The sequence below is a fragment of the Lactobacillus sp. A27 genome, from assembly GCF_016742815.1.
Classification (GTDB): domain Bacteria; phylum Bacillota; class Bacilli; order Lactobacillales; family Lactobacillaceae; genus Lactobacillus; species Lactobacillus gallinarum.
Genome location: NZ_JAEHNT010000084.1, coordinates 24218 through 47431, shown reverse-complemented (window position 1 = coordinate 47431; position 23214 = coordinate 24218). Strand labels below are relative to the sequence as shown.

Annotated in this window: 25 protein-coding genes; 21 read left to right on the top strand and 4 right to left on the bottom strand. The window is 35.7% G+C overall.

Annotated elements, in window-relative coordinates:
• Positions 1–2 precede the first annotated feature (2 nt).
• From JEM49_RS08980 to recD2, 15 genes are all read left to right on the top strand, one after another.
• Positions 3–443: a cell division protein SepF gene (locus JEM49_RS08980; RefSeq protein ID WP_025005048.1), complete on the top strand. Its 441-nt coding sequence runs from the start codon at positions 3–5 to the stop codon at positions 441–443.
• The gene (locus tag JEM49_RS08975) at positions 443–745 is read left to right on the top strand and encodes a YggT family protein (protein WP_087175791.1); all 303 of its coding nucleotides are present in this window, start codon (positions 443–445) and stop codon (positions 743–745) included. The genes JEM49_RS08980 and JEM49_RS08975 overlap by 1 nt, the downstream gene beginning before the upstream one ends.
• Positions 745–1545, top strand: coding sequence for a YlmH family RNA-binding protein (locus JEM49_RS08970; RefSeq protein ID WP_201874693.1), 801 nt, complete (start codon positions 745–747; stop codon positions 1543–1545). Before JEM49_RS08975 ends, JEM49_RS08970 begins: the two co-directional genes overlap by 1 nt.
• Positions 1521–2318 (top strand): DivIVA domain-containing protein, encoded by a 798-nt coding sequence (locus JEM49_RS08965; RefSeq protein WP_087175793.1) that lies wholly within the window; start codon positions 1521–1523, stop codon positions 2316–2318. The genes JEM49_RS08970 and JEM49_RS08965 overlap by 25 nt, the downstream gene beginning before the upstream one ends.
• 220 nt (positions 2319–2538) lie before the next feature.
• Positions 2539–5322 (top strand): isoleucine--tRNA ligase, encoded by a 2784-nt coding sequence (gene ileS, locus JEM49_RS08960; protein ID WP_087235779.1) that lies wholly within the window; start codon positions 2539–2541, stop codon positions 5320–5322.
• Positions 5322–5525 (top strand): cold-shock protein, encoded by a 204-nt coding sequence (locus tag JEM49_RS08955; protein ID WP_003627651.1) that lies wholly within the window; start codon positions 5322–5324, stop codon positions 5523–5525. The genes ileS and JEM49_RS08955 overlap by 1 nt, the downstream gene beginning before the upstream one ends.
• Before the next feature lie 19 nt (positions 5526–5544).
• Positions 5545–6114 (top strand): NUDIX hydrolase, encoded by a 570-nt coding sequence (locus tag JEM49_RS08950; RefSeq protein ID WP_087175795.1) that lies wholly within the window; start codon positions 5545–5547, stop codon positions 6112–6114.
• Between the two features lie 2 nt (positions 6115–6116).
• Complete coding sequence (locus JEM49_RS08945) at positions 6117–6425, top strand: hypothetical protein (protein WP_098043737.1); 309 nt, start codon at positions 6117–6119, stop codon at positions 6423–6425.
• 18 nt (positions 6426–6443) lie between these two features.
• Positions 6444–7139: a 5'-methylthioadenosine/adenosylhomocysteine nucleosidase gene (locus tag JEM49_RS08940; RefSeq protein WP_025005041.1), complete on the top strand. Its 696-nt coding sequence runs from the start codon at positions 6444–6446 to the stop codon at positions 7137–7139.
• A 1-nt stretch (position 7140) separates the two neighbouring features.
• Positions 7141–8298 carry an aminotransferase class V-fold PLP-dependent enzyme gene (locus tag JEM49_RS08935; RefSeq protein WP_201874691.1) on the top strand — a complete coding sequence of 386 codons (1158 nt, stop codon included), beginning with the start codon at positions 7141–7143 and terminating at the stop codon, positions 8296–8298.
• 47 nt (positions 8299–8345) lie between these two features.
• Positions 8346–8687, top strand: coding sequence for a DUF1831 domain-containing protein (locus JEM49_RS08930; protein WP_025005039.1), 342 nt, complete (start codon positions 8346–8348; stop codon positions 8685–8687).
• Between the two features lie 7 nt (positions 8688–8694).
• Entirely contained in the window at positions 8695–9822 is a 1128-nt protein-coding gene (mnmA, locus tag JEM49_RS08925) for a tRNA 2-thiouridine(34) synthase MnmA (RefSeq protein ID WP_025005038.1), read from the top strand.
• A 92-nt stretch (positions 9823–9914) separates the two neighbouring features.
• Positions 9915–10574, top strand: coding sequence for a histidine phosphatase family protein (locus JEM49_RS08920; protein ID WP_201874689.1), 660 nt, complete (start codon positions 9915–9917; stop codon positions 10572–10574).
• The gene (locus JEM49_RS08915; RefSeq protein WP_098036567.1) at positions 10574–11218 is read left to right on the top strand and encodes a tetratricopeptide repeat protein; all 645 of its coding nucleotides are present in this window, start codon (positions 10574–10576) and stop codon (positions 11216–11218) included. The genes JEM49_RS08920 and JEM49_RS08915 overlap by 1 nt, the downstream gene beginning before the upstream one ends.
• The gene (gene recD2 / locus JEM49_RS08910) at positions 11218–13572 is read left to right on the top strand and encodes an SF1B family DNA helicase RecD2 (RefSeq protein ID WP_201874687.1); all 2355 of its coding nucleotides are present in this window, start codon (positions 11218–11220) and stop codon (positions 13570–13572) included. Before JEM49_RS08915 ends, recD2 begins: the two co-directional genes overlap by 1 nt.
• A gap of 50 nt (positions 13573–13622) precedes the next feature.
• Here recD2 and JEM49_RS08905 read toward each other — a convergent pair whose 3' ends face one another.
• The 4 genes from JEM49_RS08905 to def all read right to left on the bottom strand — a co-directional run bounded on the left by JEM49_RS08905 (position 13623) and on the right by def (position 17422).
• Positions 13623–14570 carry a diacylglycerol/lipid kinase family protein gene (locus tag JEM49_RS08905; RefSeq protein ID WP_201874723.1) on the bottom strand — a complete coding sequence of 316 codons (948 nt, stop codon included), beginning with the start codon at positions 14568–14570 and terminating at the stop codon, positions 13623–13625.
• Between the two features lie 45 nt (positions 14571–14615).
• Positions 14616–16295, bottom strand: coding sequence for a ribonuclease J1 (gene rnjA / locus JEM49_RS08900; protein WP_098036595.1), 1680 nt, complete (start codon positions 16293–16295; stop codon positions 14616–14618).
• A 6-nt stretch (positions 16296–16301) separates the two neighbouring features.
• The gene (locus tag JEM49_RS08895; protein ID WP_025005032.1) at positions 16302–16523 is read right to left on the bottom strand and encodes a DNA-dependent RNA polymerase subunit epsilon; all 222 of its coding nucleotides are present in this window, start codon (positions 16521–16523) and stop codon (positions 16302–16304) included.
• A gap of 344 nt (positions 16524–16867) precedes the next feature.
• Positions 16868–17422 (bottom strand): peptide deformylase, encoded by a 555-nt coding sequence (gene def, locus JEM49_RS08890; protein ID WP_025005031.1) that lies wholly within the window; start codon positions 17420–17422, stop codon positions 16868–16870.
• Positions 17423–17673: 251 nt separating this feature from the next.
• On the opposite strand from def, the gene typA reads away from it, so the two are divergent.
• The 6 genes from typA to JEM49_RS08860 all read left to right on the top strand — a co-directional run bounded on the left by typA (position 17674) and on the right by JEM49_RS08860 (position 23199).
• Positions 17674–19521 (top strand): translational GTPase TypA, encoded by a 1848-nt coding sequence (typA, locus tag JEM49_RS08885; RefSeq protein WP_025005030.1) that lies wholly within the window; start codon positions 17674–17676, stop codon positions 19519–19521.
• 95 nt (positions 19522–19616) lie between these two features.
• Positions 19617–20798: an FtsW/RodA/SpoVE family cell cycle protein gene (locus JEM49_RS08880; protein ID WP_201874685.1), complete on the top strand. Its 1182-nt coding sequence runs from the start codon at positions 19617–19619 to the stop codon at positions 20796–20798.
• Complete coding sequence (locus tag JEM49_RS08875) at positions 20795–21139, top strand: YlbG family protein (protein WP_025005028.1); 345 nt, start codon at positions 20795–20797, stop codon at positions 21137–21139. The genes JEM49_RS08880 and JEM49_RS08875 overlap by 4 nt, the downstream gene beginning before the upstream one ends.
• Positions 21136–21684, top strand: coding sequence for a 16S rRNA (guanine(966)-N(2))-methyltransferase RsmD (gene rsmD / locus JEM49_RS08870; protein WP_201874683.1), 549 nt, complete (start codon positions 21136–21138; stop codon positions 21682–21684). The genes JEM49_RS08875 and rsmD overlap by 4 nt, the downstream gene beginning before the upstream one ends.
• Before the next feature lie 2 nt (positions 21685–21686).
• Complete coding sequence (gene coaD / locus JEM49_RS08865; protein ID WP_025005026.1) at positions 21687–22181, top strand: pantetheine-phosphate adenylyltransferase; 495 nt, start codon at positions 21687–21689, stop codon at positions 22179–22181.
• Positions 22165–23199, top strand: coding sequence for a SepM family pheromone-processing serine protease (locus tag JEM49_RS08860; protein ID WP_201874681.1), 1035 nt, complete (start codon positions 22165–22167; stop codon positions 23197–23199). The genes coaD and JEM49_RS08860 overlap by 17 nt, the downstream gene beginning before the upstream one ends.
• Positions 23200–23214 lie beyond the last annotated feature (15 nt).

Genomic DNA, 23214 nt, shown 5'->3' with positions numbered 1-23214 from the left:
AGATGGCTTTTGATAAATTGGGTAGATTTTTCGGCATTTCCAATGATGATGAAGATGAATTGGAAAAAGAAGAATATGCTACTTCAAACAAAGATGATAATGAAAACTTACCTCTGAATTCTGTTAGTCGAGACAATGTTGTTTCGATTAAATCAGGATTAAATTCAGCCAAAAGTAAAATTGTGTTGTATGAGCCGCGTGTTTATTCTGATGCTAAAGATGTTGCACAAAACTTGTTGAATAATAAGGCAGTAGTAATTAACTTTAGCAGAATGGAAGATAGTTCCGCTCGACGAATCGTTGATTTTATCACAGGAACAGTTTATGCATTAAACGGTGAAATTCAACGCATCGGTGACAAGATCTTTTTAGCCACTCCACCTAAATTTGTGACAGATGGCAAAATTAGTGACTTAATTGATAAGAAAGATAATTTAAGTTAATGTTAAACGTAATACATTTTATTTACGTAGCTCTTACTTGGATCTTATGGCTTTACAGTCTATTTATTGTTATTGATGCAATTTTAAGTTGGGTACCAATGTTAAGTAATTCTGTAATTGGTCGCTTTTTAGATAAGATTGTAAATCCATACTTGAACTTGTTCAGAAAAGGTCCGTTTGCTAAGTTGGCCTATTCTACTGGAATTGATATTTCTCCAATTATTGGATTATTCATTTTGTACTTTGTACAGAATTATGTTCTATTTTGGATTTTTAATATTTTATTGAGGGTGTTAGGTTAATGCAAAAGCGACAAGCAAGTAAGTTTTACCCACATTTTAATCAAGAAGAAAGACCAGTAATTGATTATTTTACTGGTCTTTTTAATCAAATAATTTTTAAACATGAACCAATTTTAACCGATTTTTTAGATCCGGGTAAAAGAGCAATTCTAAAAACCATCGTGGGTAATGATGTTTTTATGCAAGAGTATGGCGGATATTCGAATGCGGAGAAAAAACGTGTTTATTTAAGCGAGGAATGGGTTAATTTGCAACCCAGCGATTATTTAATTCAGCCATATGAAATTGAATATCTACAAAAATTTATCAAAATTAATCATAGTGCGATTTTAGGTACCCTGGCTAATTCTGGAATTGAGACTGATACTTTTGGCGATATAATTACTGATGAAAATGGTAAATGGCAATTTTTTGCTAAAAAAGAATTAGTGGATTTTTTTGAAGAGCAGGTTACTCGGATTGGAAGAGCACAAGTAAAATTAAGAGAGATTTCTTTTAAAGATGTTCTAGTGCCGAAGGATGATTCAACGGAAAAGATAGAAATTGTTGCTTCAATGAGAATTGATGCAGTACTATCTGGAATTAGCAAACAAAGTCGTGGTCAGATTCAAAAAATGATTGAAAACCATTTAGTCAAATTAAATTGGCATGACATAGCAGATTCTAATATAATGGTTAAAGAGAATGATATTTTGAGTTTGAGGCATTTTGGGCGTGTTTTGATTGAAAATGTTTCGGCTACAAGAAAAGGAAAATATAAGGTGGTGCTAAAACTTTGGCAGACAAAGAAACGAAATTGACGCCGATGGATATTCATAATAAGGAATTTAAGCATCGAGGTCGTAATGGATATGATCGCTATGAAGTGGATAGTTTTTTAGATGATGTTGTTGATAATTATGGGGATGCACTTGATCAAGTAGTAGATTTAAAGAACGAAGTAGTATCTTTAAATAAAAAAGTAGAAGATATGCAGGCTCAAGTAGATGAGTATAGTAATATGAAGAAGTCGCTTATTTCTGCTCAAAAAACTGTAGATCAATTAAAAGAAAATGCAGAAGCAGAAGCCAAACGTATTCTGGATGATGCTAAAAAGGAAGCTCAAACAGAAGTTGGCTATCAAAAACAACAGCAAGAAGTTATCTCTAATGATTACAAGCGTTTAAAGAAACAAATAGGCGAATTTCGTAGTCATATGCAAGCAATGCTCCAAAATGAGATAAATAATTTAAATGATGAAACTTGGCAGCATGCTTTAGATGAATATTTCCATACGGAACGATTTTATCCGGGTAATGGTGCAGAGCCAATCGGTGAAGAAGAAGAAATCGCAAATGAAACTGCAATCGATGATGAAGATATTGACAACGATGATGTAAATGACGTAAACTCTTCTCAAGAACCTGATGATTTGGATGAGGAGTTGTCAGATGATTCTGATGATGAAGAAGAAACTACTCCTAAGCCAATGACAGGCGATAGTCCGCATCATGAGACAATTAATTTAAAACCTGAAGTACCTAAGAGTTCATCAGGTCCAACAATTGTTTTCCCGGATGATTACAAAAAATAAAAATTAGATTGGCAGTAAAACTTGAGGGCAATTCAGCGAGCTAATGTTGGTGGAAGATTAGCATAAGAGCCTAAAGGTTGATCAGCTGTCTGAATGATCTAAACGTTTTTTGCACGTTACGCAAATTAAGTGGAACTTTTTTAAGTTCAATTTAGGTGGTACCACGGTTAACCTCGTCCTAATTAGGGCGAGGTTTTCTTTTTTAGAAAGGAATTTGTTAATGAGAATTAAAGACACTCTTAATTTAGGTAAAACTAAATTTAAAATGCGCGGTAATTTGCCAGTTCGTGAAGCAGAATGGCAAAAGCAATGGCGTGAAAATAAATTATATGAACAAAGATTAAAGCTTAATGAAGGTAAGCCTCGTTTTGACTTACACGATGGCCCTCCATTTGCCAATGGTAATATCCACATGGGACATGCTTTGAACAAGATCTCAAAGGATATCATTGTTCGCTACAAGAACATGAATGGTTACTATGCACCATACGTACCGGGTTGGGATACTCACGGTCTTCCAGTAGAACAACAACTTGCTAAAAAAGGCGTGGACCGTAAGAGTATGGATCGTGCTAAGTACCGTGAACTTTGTCGTCAATATGCTGAAGAACAAATTCAAAAGCAAATGAATGACTTTAAGCGTCTTGGTGTGATGGCAGATTGGGATCATCCTTATGTTACCTTGCAACATGACTTCGAAGCACAAGAAATTCGTGTCTTTGGTGAAATGTACAAGAAGGGTTACATTTACAAGGGTAAGAAGCCTGTTTACTGGTCATGGTCAAGTGAATCTACTTTAGCTGAAGCTGAAGTTGAATATAAAGATGTTGAAGCAAATTCAATTTTCGTTGCTTTCCCAGTAACTGACGGTAAAGGCATCATCGATCCTAAGGATACTTATTTCGTAATCTGGACTACTACTCCTTGGACTATTCCAGCAAACGAAGCAATCTGTGTAAATCCTAAGTTTGATTACTCAGTAGTTCAAGTTGGCGATAAACGTTACGTTGTTGCTACTGGCTTGCTTGATAAAGTAGCTGAAGAAATCGGTTGGGATGACTATAAGGTTGTTCAAACAGTTAAGGGTGCCGACATGGAATACATGAAGGCTAAGCACCCAATTTACGACAAGGAAAGTCTTGTAATTGAAGGCTTCCACGTAACTTTGGATGATGGTACTGGTTTAGTTCATACTGCACCTGGCTTTGGTGAAGACGACTTTAACGTTGGTCAAAAATATAACTTGCCAATCTTCAGTCCAGTAGATGCTCACGGTTGCTACACTGATGAAGTACCTGAACTTAAGGGCATGTTTTACCAAGACGTAGATAAGTTAATGATTGAAAAGTTAAAGGATGCTAGTGCACTTCTTAAGCTTAAGGTCTTTACTCACTCATACCCACACGATTGGCGTACTAAGAAGCCAGTTATCTTTAGAGCAACTACTCAATGGTTTGCTTCAATCGCTAAGTTTAGAGATCAAATTCTTGATCAAATTGAAAAAGCGAGCTTCATCCCTTCATGGGGTAAGACTCGTCTTTACAACATGATTAAAGATCGTGGTGACTGGGTAATCTCACGTCAACGTGCATGGGGTGTTCCACTTCCAATTTTCTACGCTGAAGATGACACACCAATCGTTACTCCAGAAACAATTGAACATGTTGCTAAGATCTTCGAAAAAGAAGGTTCAAACGCTTGGTACACTCATACTGCTAAGGAATTATTGCCAGAAGGCTTTACTTCAGAACACTCACCAAATGGTGAATTCACTAAGGAAAAGGATATTCTTGATGTTTGGTTTGACTCTGGGTCATCATGGTCAGGTGTCATGGAAAAACGTGATGGCTTACATTACCCAGCTGATCTTTACCTTGAAGGTAGTGACCAATATCGTGGTTGGTTTAACTCAAGTTTGATTACTTCAGTTGCTGTCACTGGTCAAGCTCCATACAAGCAAGTTCTTTCTCAAGGATTCGTTTTGGATGATAAGGGCCACAAGATGTCTAAGTCACTTGGTAACGTTATTTCACCTAATGACGTAATCAAGCAAATGGGTGCAGAAATTATTCGTCTTTGGGTAGCTCAAGCTGATACTACGTCAGACGTTGCTGTTTCAATGGGAATCTTGCAACAATCTGCAGAAAGCTACAGAAAGATCAGAAATACTTTCCGTTACATGCTTGCTAATACTAGCGACTTTGATCCTAAGAAAAATCGTGTTGCTTACGATGATCTTCGTTCAGTAGACCAATACATGGAAGTTAAGTTAAATGACTTAATCAAAGAATGCTTAGCAGCTTACGATAAGTTTGACTTTACTACTGTCTTCAAGAAGGTCTTTAACTTCATTTCTAATGATCTTTCAGCATTCTATCTTGATTTTGCCAAGGACGTTCTTTACATTGAAGCTGAAAACAGTCATGCACGTCGTTCAATGCAAACAGTTATCTATGATGCTGCAGTTAAGTTGGCTAAGATTTTGACTCCAATTTTGCCACACACTATGGAAGAAATTTGGGGCTTCTTGAAGGAAGACGAAGATTACGTTCAACTTGCAAATATGCCAAAAGTAGAAAACTATGCAAATCGCGATGAATTGCTTGAAAACTGGGCTAAATTCATGAAGTTGCGTGATGATGTTTTGAAGGCACTTGAAGATGCAAGAAACAAGAAGTTGATTGGTAAGTCATTTGAAGCAGCCGTAACAATTTACCCAGATAAAGAAACTAAGGCCATGCTTGATGAATTAGACGCTGACTTCAGAGAAATTTTAATTGTTTCTAAGTTAACTATTTCAGATGATCCAGCTCCAGCTGACGCTGAACAACTTGCTAATGCTGCTGTTGTAGTTAAGCATGCTGAAGGTGAAGTTTGTCCACGTTGTAGAATGATTAGAACTGATATTGGTGCAGATTCTAAGTTACCAGTGCTTTGTGGTCGTTGTGCAGAAATTGTTGAAGCAAACTACCCTGAAGCAGTACAAGAAGGATTAGAAAAATAATGCGTTTAGGTACTGTTAAACAATTTGATGAAGGAAGCAGTTATGGCTTTATTGAAGACGATCGCAACCACAAATCGTACTTCGTTTTCTATAAAGCTATTAAGGAAGAAGGCTATAAATCATTACGAGTAGGCGATCGAGTACAATATCAATTAGCTCAAGGAAAAAATGGCCTACAATGTGTTAATGTATATTTAGCTTAAAAAAGGAGGATGAGACTTAGTGGATTTAGAAGAAACAGAAATCTCATCGCAACAGATTTTTCAAGGTAGAATCTTGGATTTATCTGTTCGAACAATCAAATTACCTAATGGCGATACTGCGACTAGAGAAATAGTTAAGCATCGCCCTGCATCTTGTGTTATTGCAATTAATGATCAACAAGAAATGCTTTTGGTAAAACAATGGCGTGAAGCTATCAAGCAAGTCACTTTAGAAATTCCAGCTGGAATTGTTGACCCAACTGACACTAGTCCTCTTGATGCTATGAAGCGTGAATTGAATGAAGAAGGCGGCTACAAGGCAGAATATTGGGAAAAAGTTAGTGAATTTTATTCTACACCAGGCTTTTGTGATGAAAAAATGCATCTTTTCTATTGTGATACGTTAACTAAGTTGACTGAAAAGAGATCATTAGATGCAGATGAATTTTTAACTTCTGATTGGTATAGTTTAGATGAATTAAAGAATTTATTAGCAGAAGGAAAAATTGTCGATGCTAAGACAATTTATGCCATTTCTGTTTGGGAAAATATGCTATTGCGCAATGCTCAAGCTGAAAGTAATAAGTAATCATGACAGAAAAGCGTTCTGATTATCGTAAAAGACAGAAAAAAAGTTTAGTAGACAAAGTTAAATCTGCTTTTACTGATAATGATGCAACAGAAGAAGTTAATGTTAATCCTGATTTTCAAAGGGATGATTCTGAAAGAAGACGTCCTTTGGAAGGCGATGGAGAGGAGTTTTATCAAGCACAGCAGCCTATCGATAAAGAAAAGATGCGCGAAGAAAAGTCTTTAAAACTGAAAAAAAGACTGAACAGTGCTATTCTGATAGTGTTTGTTTTAATTATTTTAGTGCTTTTAGCATTATTTCATTTATAATTTGAAACGAGGAAATTTATGAAGATTGCGATTATTGTTCCAATGGCTGAAGAAGCCGAATTTTATCGTAATCATTTCCACGCAGAAAAAAAAGAAATGTTCGGATCAACTGAATTCGAACATTTTTCTGTTAACGGAAATGATGTTTATTTAGGTTTGAGTGGTATTGGTAAAGTTCAAGCTGCGATGAACCTAGCTAGTTTGTTAAGCAATGTAGATATTGATGTTATCTTTATGACTGGTTCTGCCGGTACTTTACATAAGGATATTCATCAAGAAGATTTAGTTTTGCCTAATGCCTTCATGTATTATGATGCTCATAATACTGCTGCAGGTGATTATGTAGAAGGCCAAATCCCACAACAACCAGCTCAATTTGTACTTGATTCACCAGAAAGAGCTGCATTCGCTGAATATCTTGAAAAGCAAAATGTTGCTTTTAGTGAAGGATTAGTGGTTACTGGAGATTCATTTGTAGCTTCAACTAAGCAAAAGGATGAAATAAAAGAGAACTTCCCTGATGCATTAGCTTGTGAAATGGAAGGTGCTGCTTTTGCTCAAGTTGCTCATGCTTTTAATAAGCCATTAGTTGCAATGCGGGCAATCTCTGACAATGGTGATGGCAGTGCAAGTGAAGACTTTGATGTATTTGTTAAAAAGGTTGGAGCTAAGGCTGCTAAATTAATTAGTGATTACGTAGAAAAGATGAATTAACGTGCGTGAAATTTATTTGGATAACGCTGCGACTACTCCTATGTCTCCTAAGGTAATTGATGTAATTACTGATGAAATGAAAAATGATTTTGGTAATGCATCAAGTACTTATGAGTTGGGACGTCAAGCAAGAAATGTGATTGATCGAGCTCGTCATCAAATTGCTGCAAGTATTAATGCTAAAGATAATGAAATTATCTTTACATCCGGTGGCTCAGAAAGTAATAATACTGCCATTTTTGGTACAGCATACAGTCGAAAAAATATTGGTAAGAAGATTATTACCACGCAAATTGAACATCCTTCAGTTTTAAATCCTATGAAGCGATTAGAAGATGAAGGCTACAACGTTGTATATTTAAATGTTGATGAGACGGGACATATTTCTTTAGATGAACTGAAAAAAGAATTAACGCCAGATACAATTTTAGTATCGATTATGGCCGTAAATAATGAAGTAGGTTCCATTATGCCACTTAAAGAAATTGGCGAATTGGTCAAAGAGAGCAATGCATATTTCCATGTTGATAATGTTCAAGGCATGGGAACGATTGATATTGATGTCAAAGCAATGAATATTGATTTATTATCAGTATCTGCTCATAAAATTAATGGACCAAAATTCTTAGGATTTTTGTATGAGAATACTGATATTGATTTGCCAAATTTGGTTTTAGGCGGTGAACAGGAGACTAAACGTCGTGCTGGAACTGAAAATGTACCCGGTATTGCTGGCTTTGGCGAAGCAGTTAAAGAACTGACCAATATTGGTCATGATGATCTTCAGGCAAAATATGCGCATTTCCAAGATCTTATTTTGAACCAACTTGATCAAAATAAGATTGATTATAAAATCAATGGTGGTCATGGTCCTGGATATTCTCACCATGTCTTAAATCTATGGTTTAAGGGTATTTCTACTACTTCATTACAAACTAATTTAGATTTAAACGGTTATGCTGTCTCAGGTGGTTCCGCATGTACCGCAGGGTCACTTGAACCTTCACATGTATTAATTGCATGTTTTGGTGCAGATTCTCCTCGAATTAATGAATCAATTCGTATTTCGTTTGGGCGGTATAATACAGATGAAGAAGTAGAATCATTTGCTGAAAATCTGGTAAAAATTGTTCAAAGAATTCAGTCTAAAAGAAAATAGTTGCTTTTAAAAAGAAAGTAACTTATTATAAATAAGTGAGGAAAAATATGGCAAATATAGTTGTGATTAATGGTGATAAACGTAAGTTTACTTTAAATCCAGAGTTAAAACTTTATGCTTTAATTGATGCTGGTTTTGTGAAGACTGCTAAGGGTAATTTTAATTATGAACATCCTTTGTATAATGATTCACCTTATAATGCACCAACTAAGTTAAAGATGACTGTTAATAAGGATTTATCTCATTTAACGATGGTTGTTACTGATCGCAATGGTTTGCAAAAGGTTAATATTTTTAAAAACAAGCAATTAGCGCCAACTGTAGATCTTTTAGATTACATTTTGAAGGATCTTGAAGAGCGTAAGATATTGCTTGAGGTAAAGGATTGATTGAATAATGGTTGACAATAGCAAGACTAGAGTAGTTGTAGGTATGAGTGGTGGTGTAGATTCATCAGTATCAGCATTATTACTCAAACAACAAGGCTATGATGTTGTCGGTGTTTTCATGAAAAATTGGGATGATACTGATGATTCTGGTGTTTGTACCGCTACTGAAGATTACGAAGATGTAAAGAAAGTTGCCGATAAAATTGGTATTCCATACTATTCAATTAATTTTGAAAAAGAATACTGGCATCGTGTTTTCGAATACTTTTTAAATGAGTACAAAAAGGGAAGAACGCCTAATCCTGACGTAATGTGCAATAGTCAAATTAAGTTCAAGTCATTTTTAGATTTTGCGATGGATCTAGATGCTGATTATATTGCAATGGGACATTATGCTAAAACTGTTAAAGATGCAAATGGTCTTACTCATATGATGCGTCCGAAGGATGGGAATAAGGATCAAACTTACTTCTTAAGTCAATTAAATCAAGATCAGATTAAGAAGGTTATTTTCCCACTTGCTAACTTAACTAAACCTCAAGTGCGTGAAATTGCCTTAGCTAATGGTTTGGCTACTGCTAAGAAGAAAGATTCTACTGGTATTTGTTTTATCGGTGAAAGAAACTTTAGAAAGTTCTTGAGCGAATTTTTACCAGCTAAGTCAGGTAAGATGGTTACCCCTGATGGCAAAGTGGTTGGTGAACATGCCGGCTTAATGTACTACACTATTGGTCAAAGACAAGGTTTAGGTTTAGGTTCAACTAAGGAATCAACAGATCCATGGTTTGTTGTTGGTAAGGACTTAAAGAAGAACGAATTAATCGTAGAACAGGGTTATGATAGTAAGCTTCTTTACGCAAGTCGCTTGAAGGCTAGTGATATGTCATTCTTTACTGGCAAGCCAGATCATGATGTGGAATTTCACTGCAGCGCTAAGTTCCGCTATCGTCAATGTGATGTTGGTGTAACTGTTAAGTATCATGCAGATGATAATACTGCTGACGTTTACTTTGATGAACCAGCTCGTGCAGTTACTCCTGGTCAAGCTCTTGTTTTGTACCAAGGTGAAGAATGTCTTGGTGGTGGAAATATTGATGCTGCTTACCAAGAAGACAAGCAATTGCAATTAGTATAAAATGAATTTTAAAAAAGGACGTTCGAATTTTCGAACGCCCTTTTCTTTGTGCTAAACTAGTTATATCAATTAAACATGTTTGGGGGATAAAAATGCAAATTTATTTTGTTCGTCATGGTAAAACTGAATGGAATTTAGCAAGTCGTTTTCAAGGTGGACATGGTGATTCACAACTCTTGCCACAAAGCTTAAAAGATATAAAGAAGTTAGGTGAACATTTAAAAGGAATTAAGTTTAGAGGTATTTTTGCTAGTCCTTTAGATCGTGCCTTTAATACTGCTCAAGGTATTGATAATGCTATGAATGCCAACTTGCCAGTAGTGATTGATGAACGATTACGTGAATTTAACTTAGGTGATATGGAAGGAATGAAATTTGCGGAAGCAGAAAAGAAGTTTCCTGAGCAAATGAACAACTTTTGGCATCATCCGGATAAGTATGATCCCACCGAATTACATGGTGAAGATTATGAACACGTAATTGCTCGTGGCAAGTCTTTTGCTAAAGAAATGGCTGAAAGATTCCCGAATGATGATGATAAAGTATTAGCAGTCAGTCATGGAGCAGCTTTATCAGCAATTATGGGTGGTTTGTTAGGCTATCCTTTAAAAGATATTCGTAAAAATGGCGGTTTAAGCAATACCAGTTTAACAGTACTTGAAACGCTTGATGGTGGTAAGACTTTTAAACCAGTTGTTTGGAACGAAACTAGTTATTTAGGCAGAAAGTTATCAAAGACGGATTCACTGTAATGGATAAAAAAATTGCACAGCTTTATGATAATGGCAAGGTTGATCAGGCGATTCATTTATTAGTTCAAAAAATTGATCAAAAACCACAGAATATTGAAAACTATTTGCAATTATCAACTTATTTAATTGAACAAGGTAGTGTAGATCAGGCACAGCAGCTGTTGGAACAAGCGCAGCACTTAGTTAAAAAGCCGCAAGAGTTAAATTACAATTTAGCTGTTAGCTACTATATGCAGGGTGATTTTGATAAAGCTTTGGCATTATTGGATCAAATTCCTAATGACGATTTGACTTTATATCAGAAGGCATTAACTTATTTAAAATTAGGTCAGAGCCAAAAAGCTCTTGCGTATGCTTTAACAATCAAAAAAGTTGATGATAAGGTGCAAGAATTATTAGGGGATATTTGGATGAGCTTAGGCGAAAATGCTCAAGCCCAGCAAGCCTATCTCATGATTCCTAAAGATAGGCGAACAGCTAAGATATATTTCTTGCTTGGTGTTTCTACCATGGAAAAAGATCGAACTCAGGCAGAAGCATATTTTGCAAAAGCGAAAGCAATGGATGAAAAATACTATAAGCGGGCAATGGATCAATATGCTTCAATTATGAAAATGCTGAATGATAAGGAAAAGAAAAAGTAATGAGCGAATTCACCGGTAAAATTAACGGGATTGTTTTTGAAAATGATAAAGATTTATATAAAATCCTCGATGTTGAAATCATTGGTTCACTCGAAAATTATTCACGTAGCGAAATTAAGGTAACTGGTAATTTTGGTGATGTGCAAATTGGTAGTAGCTATCGCTTCGATGGTAAACTGGTTATGCATGAAAAATTCGGTTTACAATTTCGCGCTAATAGCTATAAGCCGATCATGCCTCATGAAGAAGGCTCACTCACTAATTATTTGAGTTCTAATAAATTCCCAGGTATTGGTAAAAAAACAGCGGGTACCATTATTGAAGAATTGGGATTAAATGCTTTAGATGTTTTAAAAGAAAATCCTGCTAAAATCGACACGTTATCTTTAACTAAAAAGCAAAAAGATAGCTTATTGTCGGGTCTAAATTCGATGGATTCTTATTCTGAAATCGTCTTAAAACTAGCTCAATATGGAATAAGGAAACAGGTAGCCGCTAGGATTTACCAATGCTATCATGGAGCAGCTCTAGATAAATTAAAAGAGGATCCTTATGCTGCCGTTAATGAAGTTACAGGTTATGCATTTAAAACAGCAGATACCATCGGCAAGCAATTGGAGATACCCAATGATGATCCAAGAAGAATAAATGGGGCCATTTATCAGGTTCTGCTAGACGCTTTGAGTGGTGAAGGCAATACTTATGTTCCACTATCCGATTTACTGACTGGTGCTAAAGAATTATTGCAAATCCCACAATTTGATCCAATTGCGATTTGTGTAAATGAATTGCAGAAAAAGGGCAAAGTAATAGTTGATGGTGAAAATGCTTTTTTACAAAATATTTATCAAACAGAGGTCGATATTGCCCGTTCTATGAAGAGTTTGATGGAAAGTAGAAAAGCACAGGATGATGAACAGTATAGCGATAAGAAAATTGAACAAGCTATCAAGGATGCGGAGCAAGAATTAAAAATTAAGTATGATGACACACAGAAGCTCGCTATCAAGAATGCTTTGAACAATCCTATTTCAATTTTGACAGGTGGTCCTGGGACAGGTAAAACCACTATTATCAATGGGATATTGCTAGCATTAAGAAAATTGGCAGAAATACCTGCTTCATCGCTATATAGTGAAGATCCACCATTTTTATTAGCAGCGCCAACTGGTAGAGCTGCTAAGAGAATGGGAGAAATAACCGGAATTAGTGCCAAAACGATTCATCGACTTCTAGGGTTAGGCATTGGAGACGCAAATGCTGAAGATCTAAATGAGCTAAATGGTGAAATCTTGATCATCGATGAGATGTCTATGGTCGACATGTTCTTGTTTAAGCAGCTTCTTTCTAGCATTAACCAAACTCGTCATATTGTGTTTGTAGGAGATAAGGATCAGTTACCTTCTGTCGGTGCGGGGAACGTATTTAGCGATTTAATTAAGTCACATGCTTTTCCGACTACAGTTTTAAAGCAAATTCACCGACAAGGGGATGAGTCAACGATTATTACGCTGGCTCACGATGTAAATGAGGGCAGAGACCAACAAGCTTTATTTAAGAAGACTAAGAATTATTCATTTATTAGCTGTAGACCTGAGTTGGTGGGGGATGCAGTAGGACAAATTGTCAAATTAGCTTTAAAACGTGGCTTTGATAAGGATGATGTCCAAGTATTGAGTGCCATGTATCATGGTAGCGGCGGAGTAAACAATTTAAATGATGTTATTCAAGAAATAATGAATCCGCCTAAAGCTAAGAGTAAATTTTTAGAAGTACGCAATGAAATTTTCAGAATTGGTGATCGAATTTTACAATTGCAAAATAATCCTGAAAAAGATATCTATAATGGCCAAATTGGTAAAATAATTAGTATCGATGAAGATAATTCTAAAGAATGCATGGTTGCTAATTTTGATGACCGGGAAGTAAGTTTTGGTAAAAAAGATTTAGCTGATTTAACCAGAGCGTATGCGATTACTATTCATAAGTCACAAGGTTCAGAATTTCCATTAGTTATCTTGAATTTGACTATGCAGAACTATGTGATGCTTAAACGAAATTTGCTTTATACGGCGATTACTCGAGCTGAGAAAAATTTAGTTTTAGTAGGAGATCCACGAGCCTTTGCAGCAGCTTTTAATACGCCAGGAAATGATCGAAAAACTGGATTAGCAGATAAAATCTGTGCTCAATTGGGTATTAAAGTTACTGAAACTGGTGAAGAAAAAACAAAAGATGAAGTTGCAGCACCTGAATCTAAAAAACAAGAACCAGAGGATTATATTTTGACGCCTGAAAAGATTTATTCAGGTGAGATAGATCCAATGATTGGAATGGAAAATATTAAATTATAAAAAGAAGCTAAGATAATCATTCATCTGAATGAAAACCTTAGCTTTTTTGCTTATTTCAACAAATTAAAGTGATCTATTTTAAATGTTAATTTAAAATCTTGGGCGTCATAATCTTCACCGTCAATTTGTGCAAACTCTGGCTTTTGAGTTGTAACTTGAATCTCTTTAGCCTCTATATAGTGAAATTGGGGAGCATTTACATGTGATCCATCTTTTAATAATTTGCCAAAAAGATGGATAAATTTGAATAAGTTGGGCTTTTCTACGATCACAGTATCTAAATGATGACTGTAAATGTCAGCTTTGGGTAAAATCGCAATTCCACCACCAAAATATGGATGATTGGTAGTAGTCACGAAATAAGCATCCCCGTAGCGCACAGTTTCATTTGCCGTTTTGATCGTAACCGTAAATGTATTCTGTTTTGCAAGAGCTTTAATAATATTTAAGCCATAAATCAAATTACCAAAATTAACATGATTTAACTTTTTCTTTAGTTTCTCATTATTGCTTTCATGAACAACAAATGCGTCAAAGCCGATTCCAAAATTATTAACAAAATAACCATGCGGCATTTTAGCTATATTTGAAGTAAAGAATCCGCAATCAACGCGTTCCGGCTCGGGATCTTGCAATAAATTATTAACTAGTTGCAAAGGATCGTTAGTTAATCCAGCTCCTCGCGCAAAATCATTGCCAGTTCCAGCAGGTAAATATGTTATGGGTGTTTCAGGGAAATTTGATCTTTTAATACCATTTAAAGCCTCATTGAAAGATCCATCACCACCCACAACGATTAAAATATCATTTGGGTTAGGATTTTTATTGGCATAATCTTCAGCCAACTTAATGAGTTCGCCAGGATAATTGCTCTTTTTATGACTAAATGGAATATTTAGATTATTTAATACCTTTTGCAAGGAATGATCAGTTGCAACAGCATTTCCATTTCCAGCTACTTCATTAACTAATAAATGTACTTTAATTTTTTTATTCATATATCTTATATTCAAAATAAAAGACTCCCGAAGGAGTCTAATTTTTTATTTCTTTTCAATAATAATTGGCAAAATCATTGGTCGCCGTTCAGTCTTAGAGTAAAGAAAATCAGAAAGATTTTCAGAAATTGCCTTCTTGATATCACTTTCTTTAGGCTTGTCTGATTTAGCCATTTCATTTCGAAGAACGTGGTAGACGTGCTTTTGTGCTTGGTTAATCAGTTCAGTTGATTCACGCATGTAGACGAAACCACGACTGAGAATATCAGGACCAGCTAAGACACGTTTATGTTTGTAATCAACAGTTGCTACAGCGACAACCAAACCTTCTTCTGAAAGAATTTGACGATCGTGTACGACAACATTACCAACATCTGCAGTACCCGAAGTATCAACATAAACATCGCCTGCAGGGATTCTACCAGCAATTCTAGCTCCATTTGGCCCAAAACAAACAACTTCACCGTTGGACAACACGAAAGTATTTTCAGCAGGTACACCAGCTTCTTGTGCTAACTGTGTATGAATAACCTGCATTCTGTACTCACCGTGAACTGGAATCATGTACTTAGGCTTAGATAAGCGAACCATCATCTTTAATTCTTCTTGACCACCGTGACCAGAAGTGTGGACGTTGTTAACACGACCATGAATGACATTAGCGCCGCCTTCCATTAATTTGTTAATTAAGTGGTTAACGCTCAATGTGTTTCCTGGAATAGGGTTAGAAGAGAAGATAACTGTATCGCCAGGCTGTAAAGTTATTTGTCTGTGAGTACCATTGGCAATTCTTGAAAGAGCTGCTAATGGTTCACCTTGTGATCCAGTACATAGAATCATAACTTTGTCAGGTGGCAGCTTGTTAATCTCTTCTGCATCAACAATTAAATCTTTTGGAACATTTAAGTATCCTAAATCGATTCCGTTATCTACACCATTTTCCATACTACGTCCAAAAATGGCAACTTTTCTACCTGTATCGATAGCTGCTTGTATAGCTGTAGAAACACGATAAAGGTTAGAGGCAAATGTAGCGAAAATAATTCGCCCATGAATACCAGTAATAATATTATGAAGCGACTGTGCGACGAATCTTTCAGATTTAGTAAATTGACTAACTTCAGCGTTAGTAGAATCTGAAAGAAGGGCAAGTACACCTTCTTTACCTAATTGAGCCATTTTTTGGAAATCTGGTGCAGGTTGATTCATAACAGGAGTTAAGTCAAACTTAAAGTCACCGGTAAAGACAACAGCACCAAGCGGTGTATGAACAGCAATTCCTAAAGTATCAGGAATGGAGTGTGTGGTTCTGAAGAAAGAAACAGATAATTTCTTAAATTTTAAAACCGTATCTTCATGTTCTTCATGCAGTTCGGTAGTCTTCAAAATACCATGTTCTTCCAATTTGCCTCTGATTAATGAGAGGGCAAATGGAGTTGCATAAACAGGAATTTCAGGAATCTTTTCCAATAAAAATGGAATACCACCAATGTGGTCTTCATGTCCGTGACTAACTACAAGAGCCTTAATCTTCTTACGGTTTTTGATTAGGTATGAATAATCTGAAATAACGTAGTTAATACCTAATAAATTGTCTTCGGGGAATTTAATACCACAGTCCATGATGATAATTTCATCCTGATACTGGACACAATACATATTTTTACCGATTTCATGCAAACCCCCGATTGCATAAACGGCTACTTCATTATTTTTAATTCGCACTCTTTATTACTTCTTATCGAACGTAGTTAACTTAAAGTCAGCGTGTTCTTTTTCGTAAGCCAAAGAATTGCCTGTTAATTCTTGGATGAGTTCAATGTTATAGGGGGTGTTGTCCTCAACCGTACTTCTTGCTTCGACCATGTTGTCAGCTTCCATGTAAAGAGTTTGAGTAGTTTCTCTACGTGGGTTGACAATTTTGTCTTTTTGATACAAAACTTTGTAAATCATAAATGATTCTCCTTAATTAATGTATAAACGTTCAATTTAGAGTGAAATCACTCTATAGCTAATAAAAATTTTATCATATTTGTAAAGGTAAGTATATAAATATGTTTAGATCTATATTCATTTGAAAATTATTAAGAAATTCTTTTGATAATTATTGACGTAAAATAACATTAGTTGTACTATGAATTTGTAGTGAATGATGAATAAACTCATTTACTCGCTATAAGAAGTCTCTTCAATCTTCTTAATTCCCAATGTATGAACCACTGGTCCAGTCACCCAGTGGTTTTTTATTATATAAAAAGAGCCTGCTTATGCAGACTCTTTTTTTGGTTAAATAACAATTAAGAAATAACCACAGTATCTTCTTTAAGTGCAAATGGATCTTTTTTATTAATTCTGTCATAGAAAAGATGACCATTAAGGTGATCGATTTCATGAGAAGATACAATAGCTGGATAATCTTTCAAGCGAATAGTTTTTTCTTCTCCATCAACAGTGTAGTAATGAATAGTTAACTTGTCTGGACGTGGTACGTAACCATTAATTACTTTGTCAACGCTAAGGCAACCTTCACCTTCGCTAAGGCAAGCTTGACGTACGGATTCAGAAACTATTTCTGGGTTAACGTAAACTTCCTTAAAGATGATTTCACCTTTATCATCAGGAACTAAAAGCGCAGCCATTTGAACGCCTTCGCCAACTTGTGGAGCAGCTAATCCAACACCTGCTCTAAGTTGATGTTTTTCAGCGATCTTTGGATCTTGTGAATTAACTAAATATTCCATCATATCTTCTGCTAATTGCTTGTAGTGGTCGCTAAGCGGAAAAGTTAAAGGCTTAGCAACTTGGCGTAAAACGGGATCGCCGTCACGCACGATATCTTTCATTAAGATCAAAATAATTACTCCTTTTTAAAAAACTTATCTAATATATTTTTACCATATTTTAAGCGATTTTGCTTGATTTTAGATGAAAACAATTAAAAGTTAACTTATTGTTAAGCGTTGACCCGCGTGCAGTTAGGTGGTAAAATTCACTAACGTAACTATACAGATCAAAAATAGAAGCACTTCGATAAGGCGCTACTGCGTTACCGAAACTGTGACAGAGTCACAGTTTTTTTATTGAAGAGTGGGGAGGAATACTTTTGTCAGAAAAAAGAAGAGACGATCTTAGAAATATTGCTATCATTGCCCACGTTGACCACGGTAAAACTACTTTGGTTAACCAATTATTGAAGCAATCTGATACTTTACCAGAACATATGAATCTGGAAGATCGTGCTATGGACTCAAACGCTATTGAACGTGAACGTGGTATTACTATTTTATCTAAGAATACTGCTGTTCGATACAAGGATACTACTATCAACATCTTGGATACACCAGGTCACGCCGACTTTGGTGGGGAAGTTGAACGTGTTATGCACATGGTAGACGGAGCATTACTTTTGGTTGATGCTTATGAAGGTCCAATGCCACAGACTCGTTTTGTTTTGAAGAAGGCTTTGGAAGCCGGTGTAAAGCCAATTGTTGTTTTGAACAAGATTGATCGTCCAGGTGCTCGTCCTAAGAAGGTTTTGGATGATGTGCTTGAACTCTTCATCGAATTAGGTGCTAACGATGAACAGCTTGACTTCCCAGTTGTTTACGCATCAGCATTGAATGGTACTTCATCATATGATGCAGATCCAAGTACTCAAAAAGAAACTATGGATCCTATCTTTGATACCATTATTAAGAATATTCCTGCTCCAATCGACAATTCAGATGAGCCTTTACAATTTCAAATCACAATGCTTGACTGGGATGACTACGTTGGCCGTATTGGTGTTGGTAGAATTTACCGCGGTAAGGTTAAAGTTGGAGACAACATCACTGTTATGAAGCGTGATGGCTCTACTCAAAACTTCCGTGTTACTAAATTATTTGGTTACTTCGGTTTGAAGCGTAACGAAATTAAAGAAGCTAAGGCCGGCGATATCATTGCTATTAGTGGTATTAATGATATTTACGTTGGTGAAACAATTGCTTCAGCAGAACATCCAGAAGCATTGCCACTTCTTAAGATTGATCCACCAACCCTTCAAATGGACTTTGTTGCTAACGACTCACCATTTGCAGGTCGTGAAGGTGACCAAGTAACTCCTAAGAAGCTTGAAGATCGTTTGATCCGTCAAACTCGTACTGATGTTTCATTAAAGGTTGAACCTACTGATCAATTAAACGCATGGACTGTTTCTGGTCGTGGTGAACTTCACCTTTCAATCTTGGTTGAAGAACTTCGTCGTGAAGGCTTCGAATTACAACTTTCACGTCCTAAGGTTATTTACCGTGAAATTGATGGTACTATGTGTGAACCATTCGAGTCTGTTCAAATTGATACTCCAGATGAATACGTTGGTTCAGTTATCGATTCACTTTCACAAAGAAAAGGTGAAATGAAGAACATGGAATCAACTGGTAACGGCCAAACTCGTCTTGAATTCTTAGTTCCATCACGTGGTTTGATTGGTTACAACAATGAATTCATGTCACAAACTGGTGGGTACGGTATCATGAACCACACCTTTGAAGCATACAAGCCAGTTGTTAAGAACTGGAACCCAGGCCGTCGTAATGGTGCTTTGGTATCAATTAACCAAGGTCAATCAACTACTTACTCACTTCAATCAGTTGAGCAACGTGGTGAATTATTCATCGGTGCTGGTGTTGAAGTTTACGAAGGTATGATTGTTGGTCAATCATCACGTGAACGTGATATTGCAGTTAATGTAACTAAGGGTAAGAACTTAACTAACACTCGTGCTGCAGGTAAGGACCACGCAGCTGCAATTAAGACCCCTAGAACTTTGACTCTTGAGGAAGCTATTGAATTCTTGAACGATGATGAATACTGTGAAGTAACTCCAGAATCAATTCGTTTACGTAAGAAGATCTTGAATACTTCAGAGCGTCAAAAGGCTGATAAGAAGCGTGCTCGTGCTAATGGTTAATTTTAGATAACCTTAAAAAGGTCATCACTTAATAGAAGTGGTGGCCTTTTTGTTTTATAATGAAAAAGTATTATTTCATAAAAGGGGCAACGCTCGTGCGTCGAAAATTAAGATACCTTAACTATCGTATATTTATCCCATATCTAATTTTGGTAGTTCTGGGGATAGTTTTGGTCTATTCAGCAAGTTCAGATATTTTATTAGTTAATGGTTTTAAGCCAAGTGTTTATGGTATTAGACAAGCGATTTATGCTTTAGTAGCATTTTTATTTTTTGGTATTCCATTTTTTGCACTAAAAATAAAGGTATTTAAAAGTCCTAAATTTGTGGCGGGCTTTTTAATTATTTGTATTTTAATGCTGTTATGGTTAGTCTTTTTGCGCTTCTTCCATAGTTCGGCAGCGGTTAATGGTGCTGTAGGTTGGATTAATTTAGGTTTTATTAATTTACAGCCACTAGAGGTCACTAAATTAGCTTTAGTTATTTACTTGGCTTATGTTTTAGACCATAGGGATGGTAAATTGGTTAAAGGTAAGATTAAGGATAATTTATCACACCCTGCTATTTTAGCTGCATTTTTAATGTGCTTAGTTATTGTTGAGCCAGACTTAGGTGGTACTGCAATTCTGTTTATGATTACTCTAGTAATGTTTTCAGTATCCGGTATACCAGCTAGATTAGCTTTAACTTGGCTAATCGGTATAGCACTTGTTATTGGCTTGGTGGTTCTTATAATCATTATTTGGAATCCTGAGTTTTTGCAAAAGAGTTACCAATTTCAACGATTAATGTCGTTTTTGCATCCCTTTGAATTAGAAAGAAAAGGTGGAGCTCAGTTAGTTAACTCGTACTATGCCATTCATAATGGTGGCGTATTAGGAGTAGGGCTAGGCAATAGTATGCAAAAAAGAGGCTATTTGCCAGAGCCATATACTGATTTTATTTTGTCAATTACAGCTGAAGAAGTTGGAGTAATTTTAACTATTTTGTTAGTTGGCTTAATATTTTACTTAATGCTGGAAATCATGAATGTGGGAATTCATGCTGTTTCTCAATTTGATGCTCTAATTTGTTTTGGCGTTGCCACAATTATTTTTACTGAAGCATTTTTTAATATCGGAGCTGTATTGGGATTATTACCAATTACCGGGGTAACTTTACCATTTATTTCTTATGGTGGTTCTTCTATGATTGTCTTAACGGCCGCAATTGGGCTAGTTTTAAATGTATCTGCTAATGAAAAAATGCTCAAAGAAAAGGATGAAACAATAGCGTGAGTATCAATCAAGAGATAGAAAATACTCGTTTAACCAAACGAGTAGCACTAATTATTTATCTAAGATCTGTTAGTGATCAATACAAACTGCGTCATTATGGTGACATCGTTTATTTCTCTAAGAATATGAAATACTGTGTTCTGTATGTGAATCGCAAAGAAGCTAAAGAGTTAAAAAATGAAATAGCACAATTAGATTTTGTAAATCACGTAGAAATTTCTCCAGAAGAAAAAGTCAATTTAGATAGCCAACATATTGAGGGACAGTTGGTTGAAATGGCTAAAGAAGCGGAGAAAAAGTTACAACTTGAACAAGAAAAGAATGAGGATCAAATGCAATGAGAATCATTTCAGGAAAATATGCTAAAAGAAATTTATTTACTTTAAAAAGCAATAAAACTCGGCCTACTAGTGATAAAGTTAAAGAATCGCTTTTTAACTCATTAGGACAATTTTTTAATGGTGGTAATGTTTTAGATTTATATGCTGGTAGCGGTGCTTTAGGAATAGAATCCGTGTCAAGAGGATACGACCGTGCCAGTTTGGTGGATATAAATCATGCCGCCTGTTCTATTATTAAAAAGAATGTAGCTTTAACTAAAGAAGAAAATCGTTTTAGCGTTTATAATATGCGCAGCAATGCTGCATTAAAATTGTTTGCAGAAAATCAAGAGAAATTTGATTTAGTATTTTTGGATCCACCATATGCTAAAGAAAAAATTGCTAAAGATATGTTGCAAATGGATAAGTTGGGATTGTTGAATGCAAATGCAACTGTGGTAGCAGAGACTGATGATCACACTGAATTGGGTGATATCAGTGGCTTTTCCTTAATTAAGGAACACCATTTGGGTAAAACGATTGTGAGAATTTATCGAAAGGATTAGAAATGACTATTGCACTTTTTCCAGGGAGTTTTGATCCTATCACAAATGGACATATTGAAACGGCAAAAAAAGCAGCTCAAATTTTTGAAAAAGTTTATTTAGTAGCAATGACTAATACTTCTAAGCATTATCTGTTTTCTCCAGCAGAAAGAGCTGATTTTGCGAGGGATGCATTAAAAGATATTGCTAACATCGAAGTTTTAGAAAAGCCAGATGAGATTACAGTTGATTTGGCTCATGAATTAAAAGCTAAGGCAATAGTACGTGGAGTCCGTAATAGTGCTGATTTTCGATATGAACAAGAAATTGCGGGAATTAATAAACGCTTGGCTCCGGATATTAACACAGTTTTATTGTTTAGCAGTCCAGAAAATTCGTTTGTAGCTTCCAGCATGATCAAGGAATTGGCTAGATTTGACAAAGACGTTAGTCAATTTTTACCTGAAAAAGCTGCTAAGGCTTTAAGAAAGAAATTAAACAATGAATACGCAGAATAAGAAGCATCAATTACGAAATTGGCTGCTTGCACTTATTGCTATTTTAGTTGTTGGTATATTAATATTTTGGCCAACGGATTATTTTATTGAATCTCCGGGTGAAGCGGTTCCGGTGAGTCAGTTTATTAAATCCAAAAATAAAAAGCCGGATAATTTTTACTTAGTCACCGTTAGCGTAACTAGTCGGCCGGCATCTATTTTGCAATACTTGTGGAGTTACACTAAGCCGTATGATGAACGAGTTCCTAGCAAGGAATTACTCGGTGGTCAGACTAGTGTGCAATATAATGAGTTGCAAGATTGGTATATGGAAACTAGTCAACAAAATGCGATTTATTATGCAGCTAAAAAGGCCGGTAAAAAGCATAGTTTGCAGTATTTAGGCGTTTATGTAATGGAAGTTCAAAAGAATTCTAGCTTTAAGCATAAACTCAGAATCGGAGATACTGTTTTAGGTGCAAATGGTCATCGTTTTCATTCAACAGAAGAAATGATGACATATTTACGTAAGCAAAAAATTGGTTCCAAAATAACTATTTCAGTTTTAAGAGAAAAACAAACGAAGAAGATCAGCGGTAAAGTTGTTAAAGTTAAGGGAACCAATAAACCGGGAATTGGTATTCAGCTAGTTGAACATGTTGAAGTTAAAACTAAGCCTAAACTAGAAATTAATGCTGGCGAAATCGGTGGTCCATCTGCTGGTTTAATGTTTACTTTGGAAAGTTACGAAGTATTCAGCAAGCAAAATCTTAGTCATGGACATAAAATTGCCGGTACAGGCACAATTTCACCAACAGGTAAGGTCGGCATTATCGGTGGGGTCGATAAAAAGGTAGTAGCAGCCAGCCGAGAAGGAGCAGAAGTCTTCTTTGCCCCAACTGATTCATCAAGCGTGAAAAAGAGTGAAACTAATTATGCTGTAGCTAAAAGAACCGCTAAAAAAATCCATACAAAGATGAAAATAGTTCCAGTAGATACTTTTGATGATGCTCTGAACTATTTGAAATCACATTACTAAAAATTTTTGCAAAAA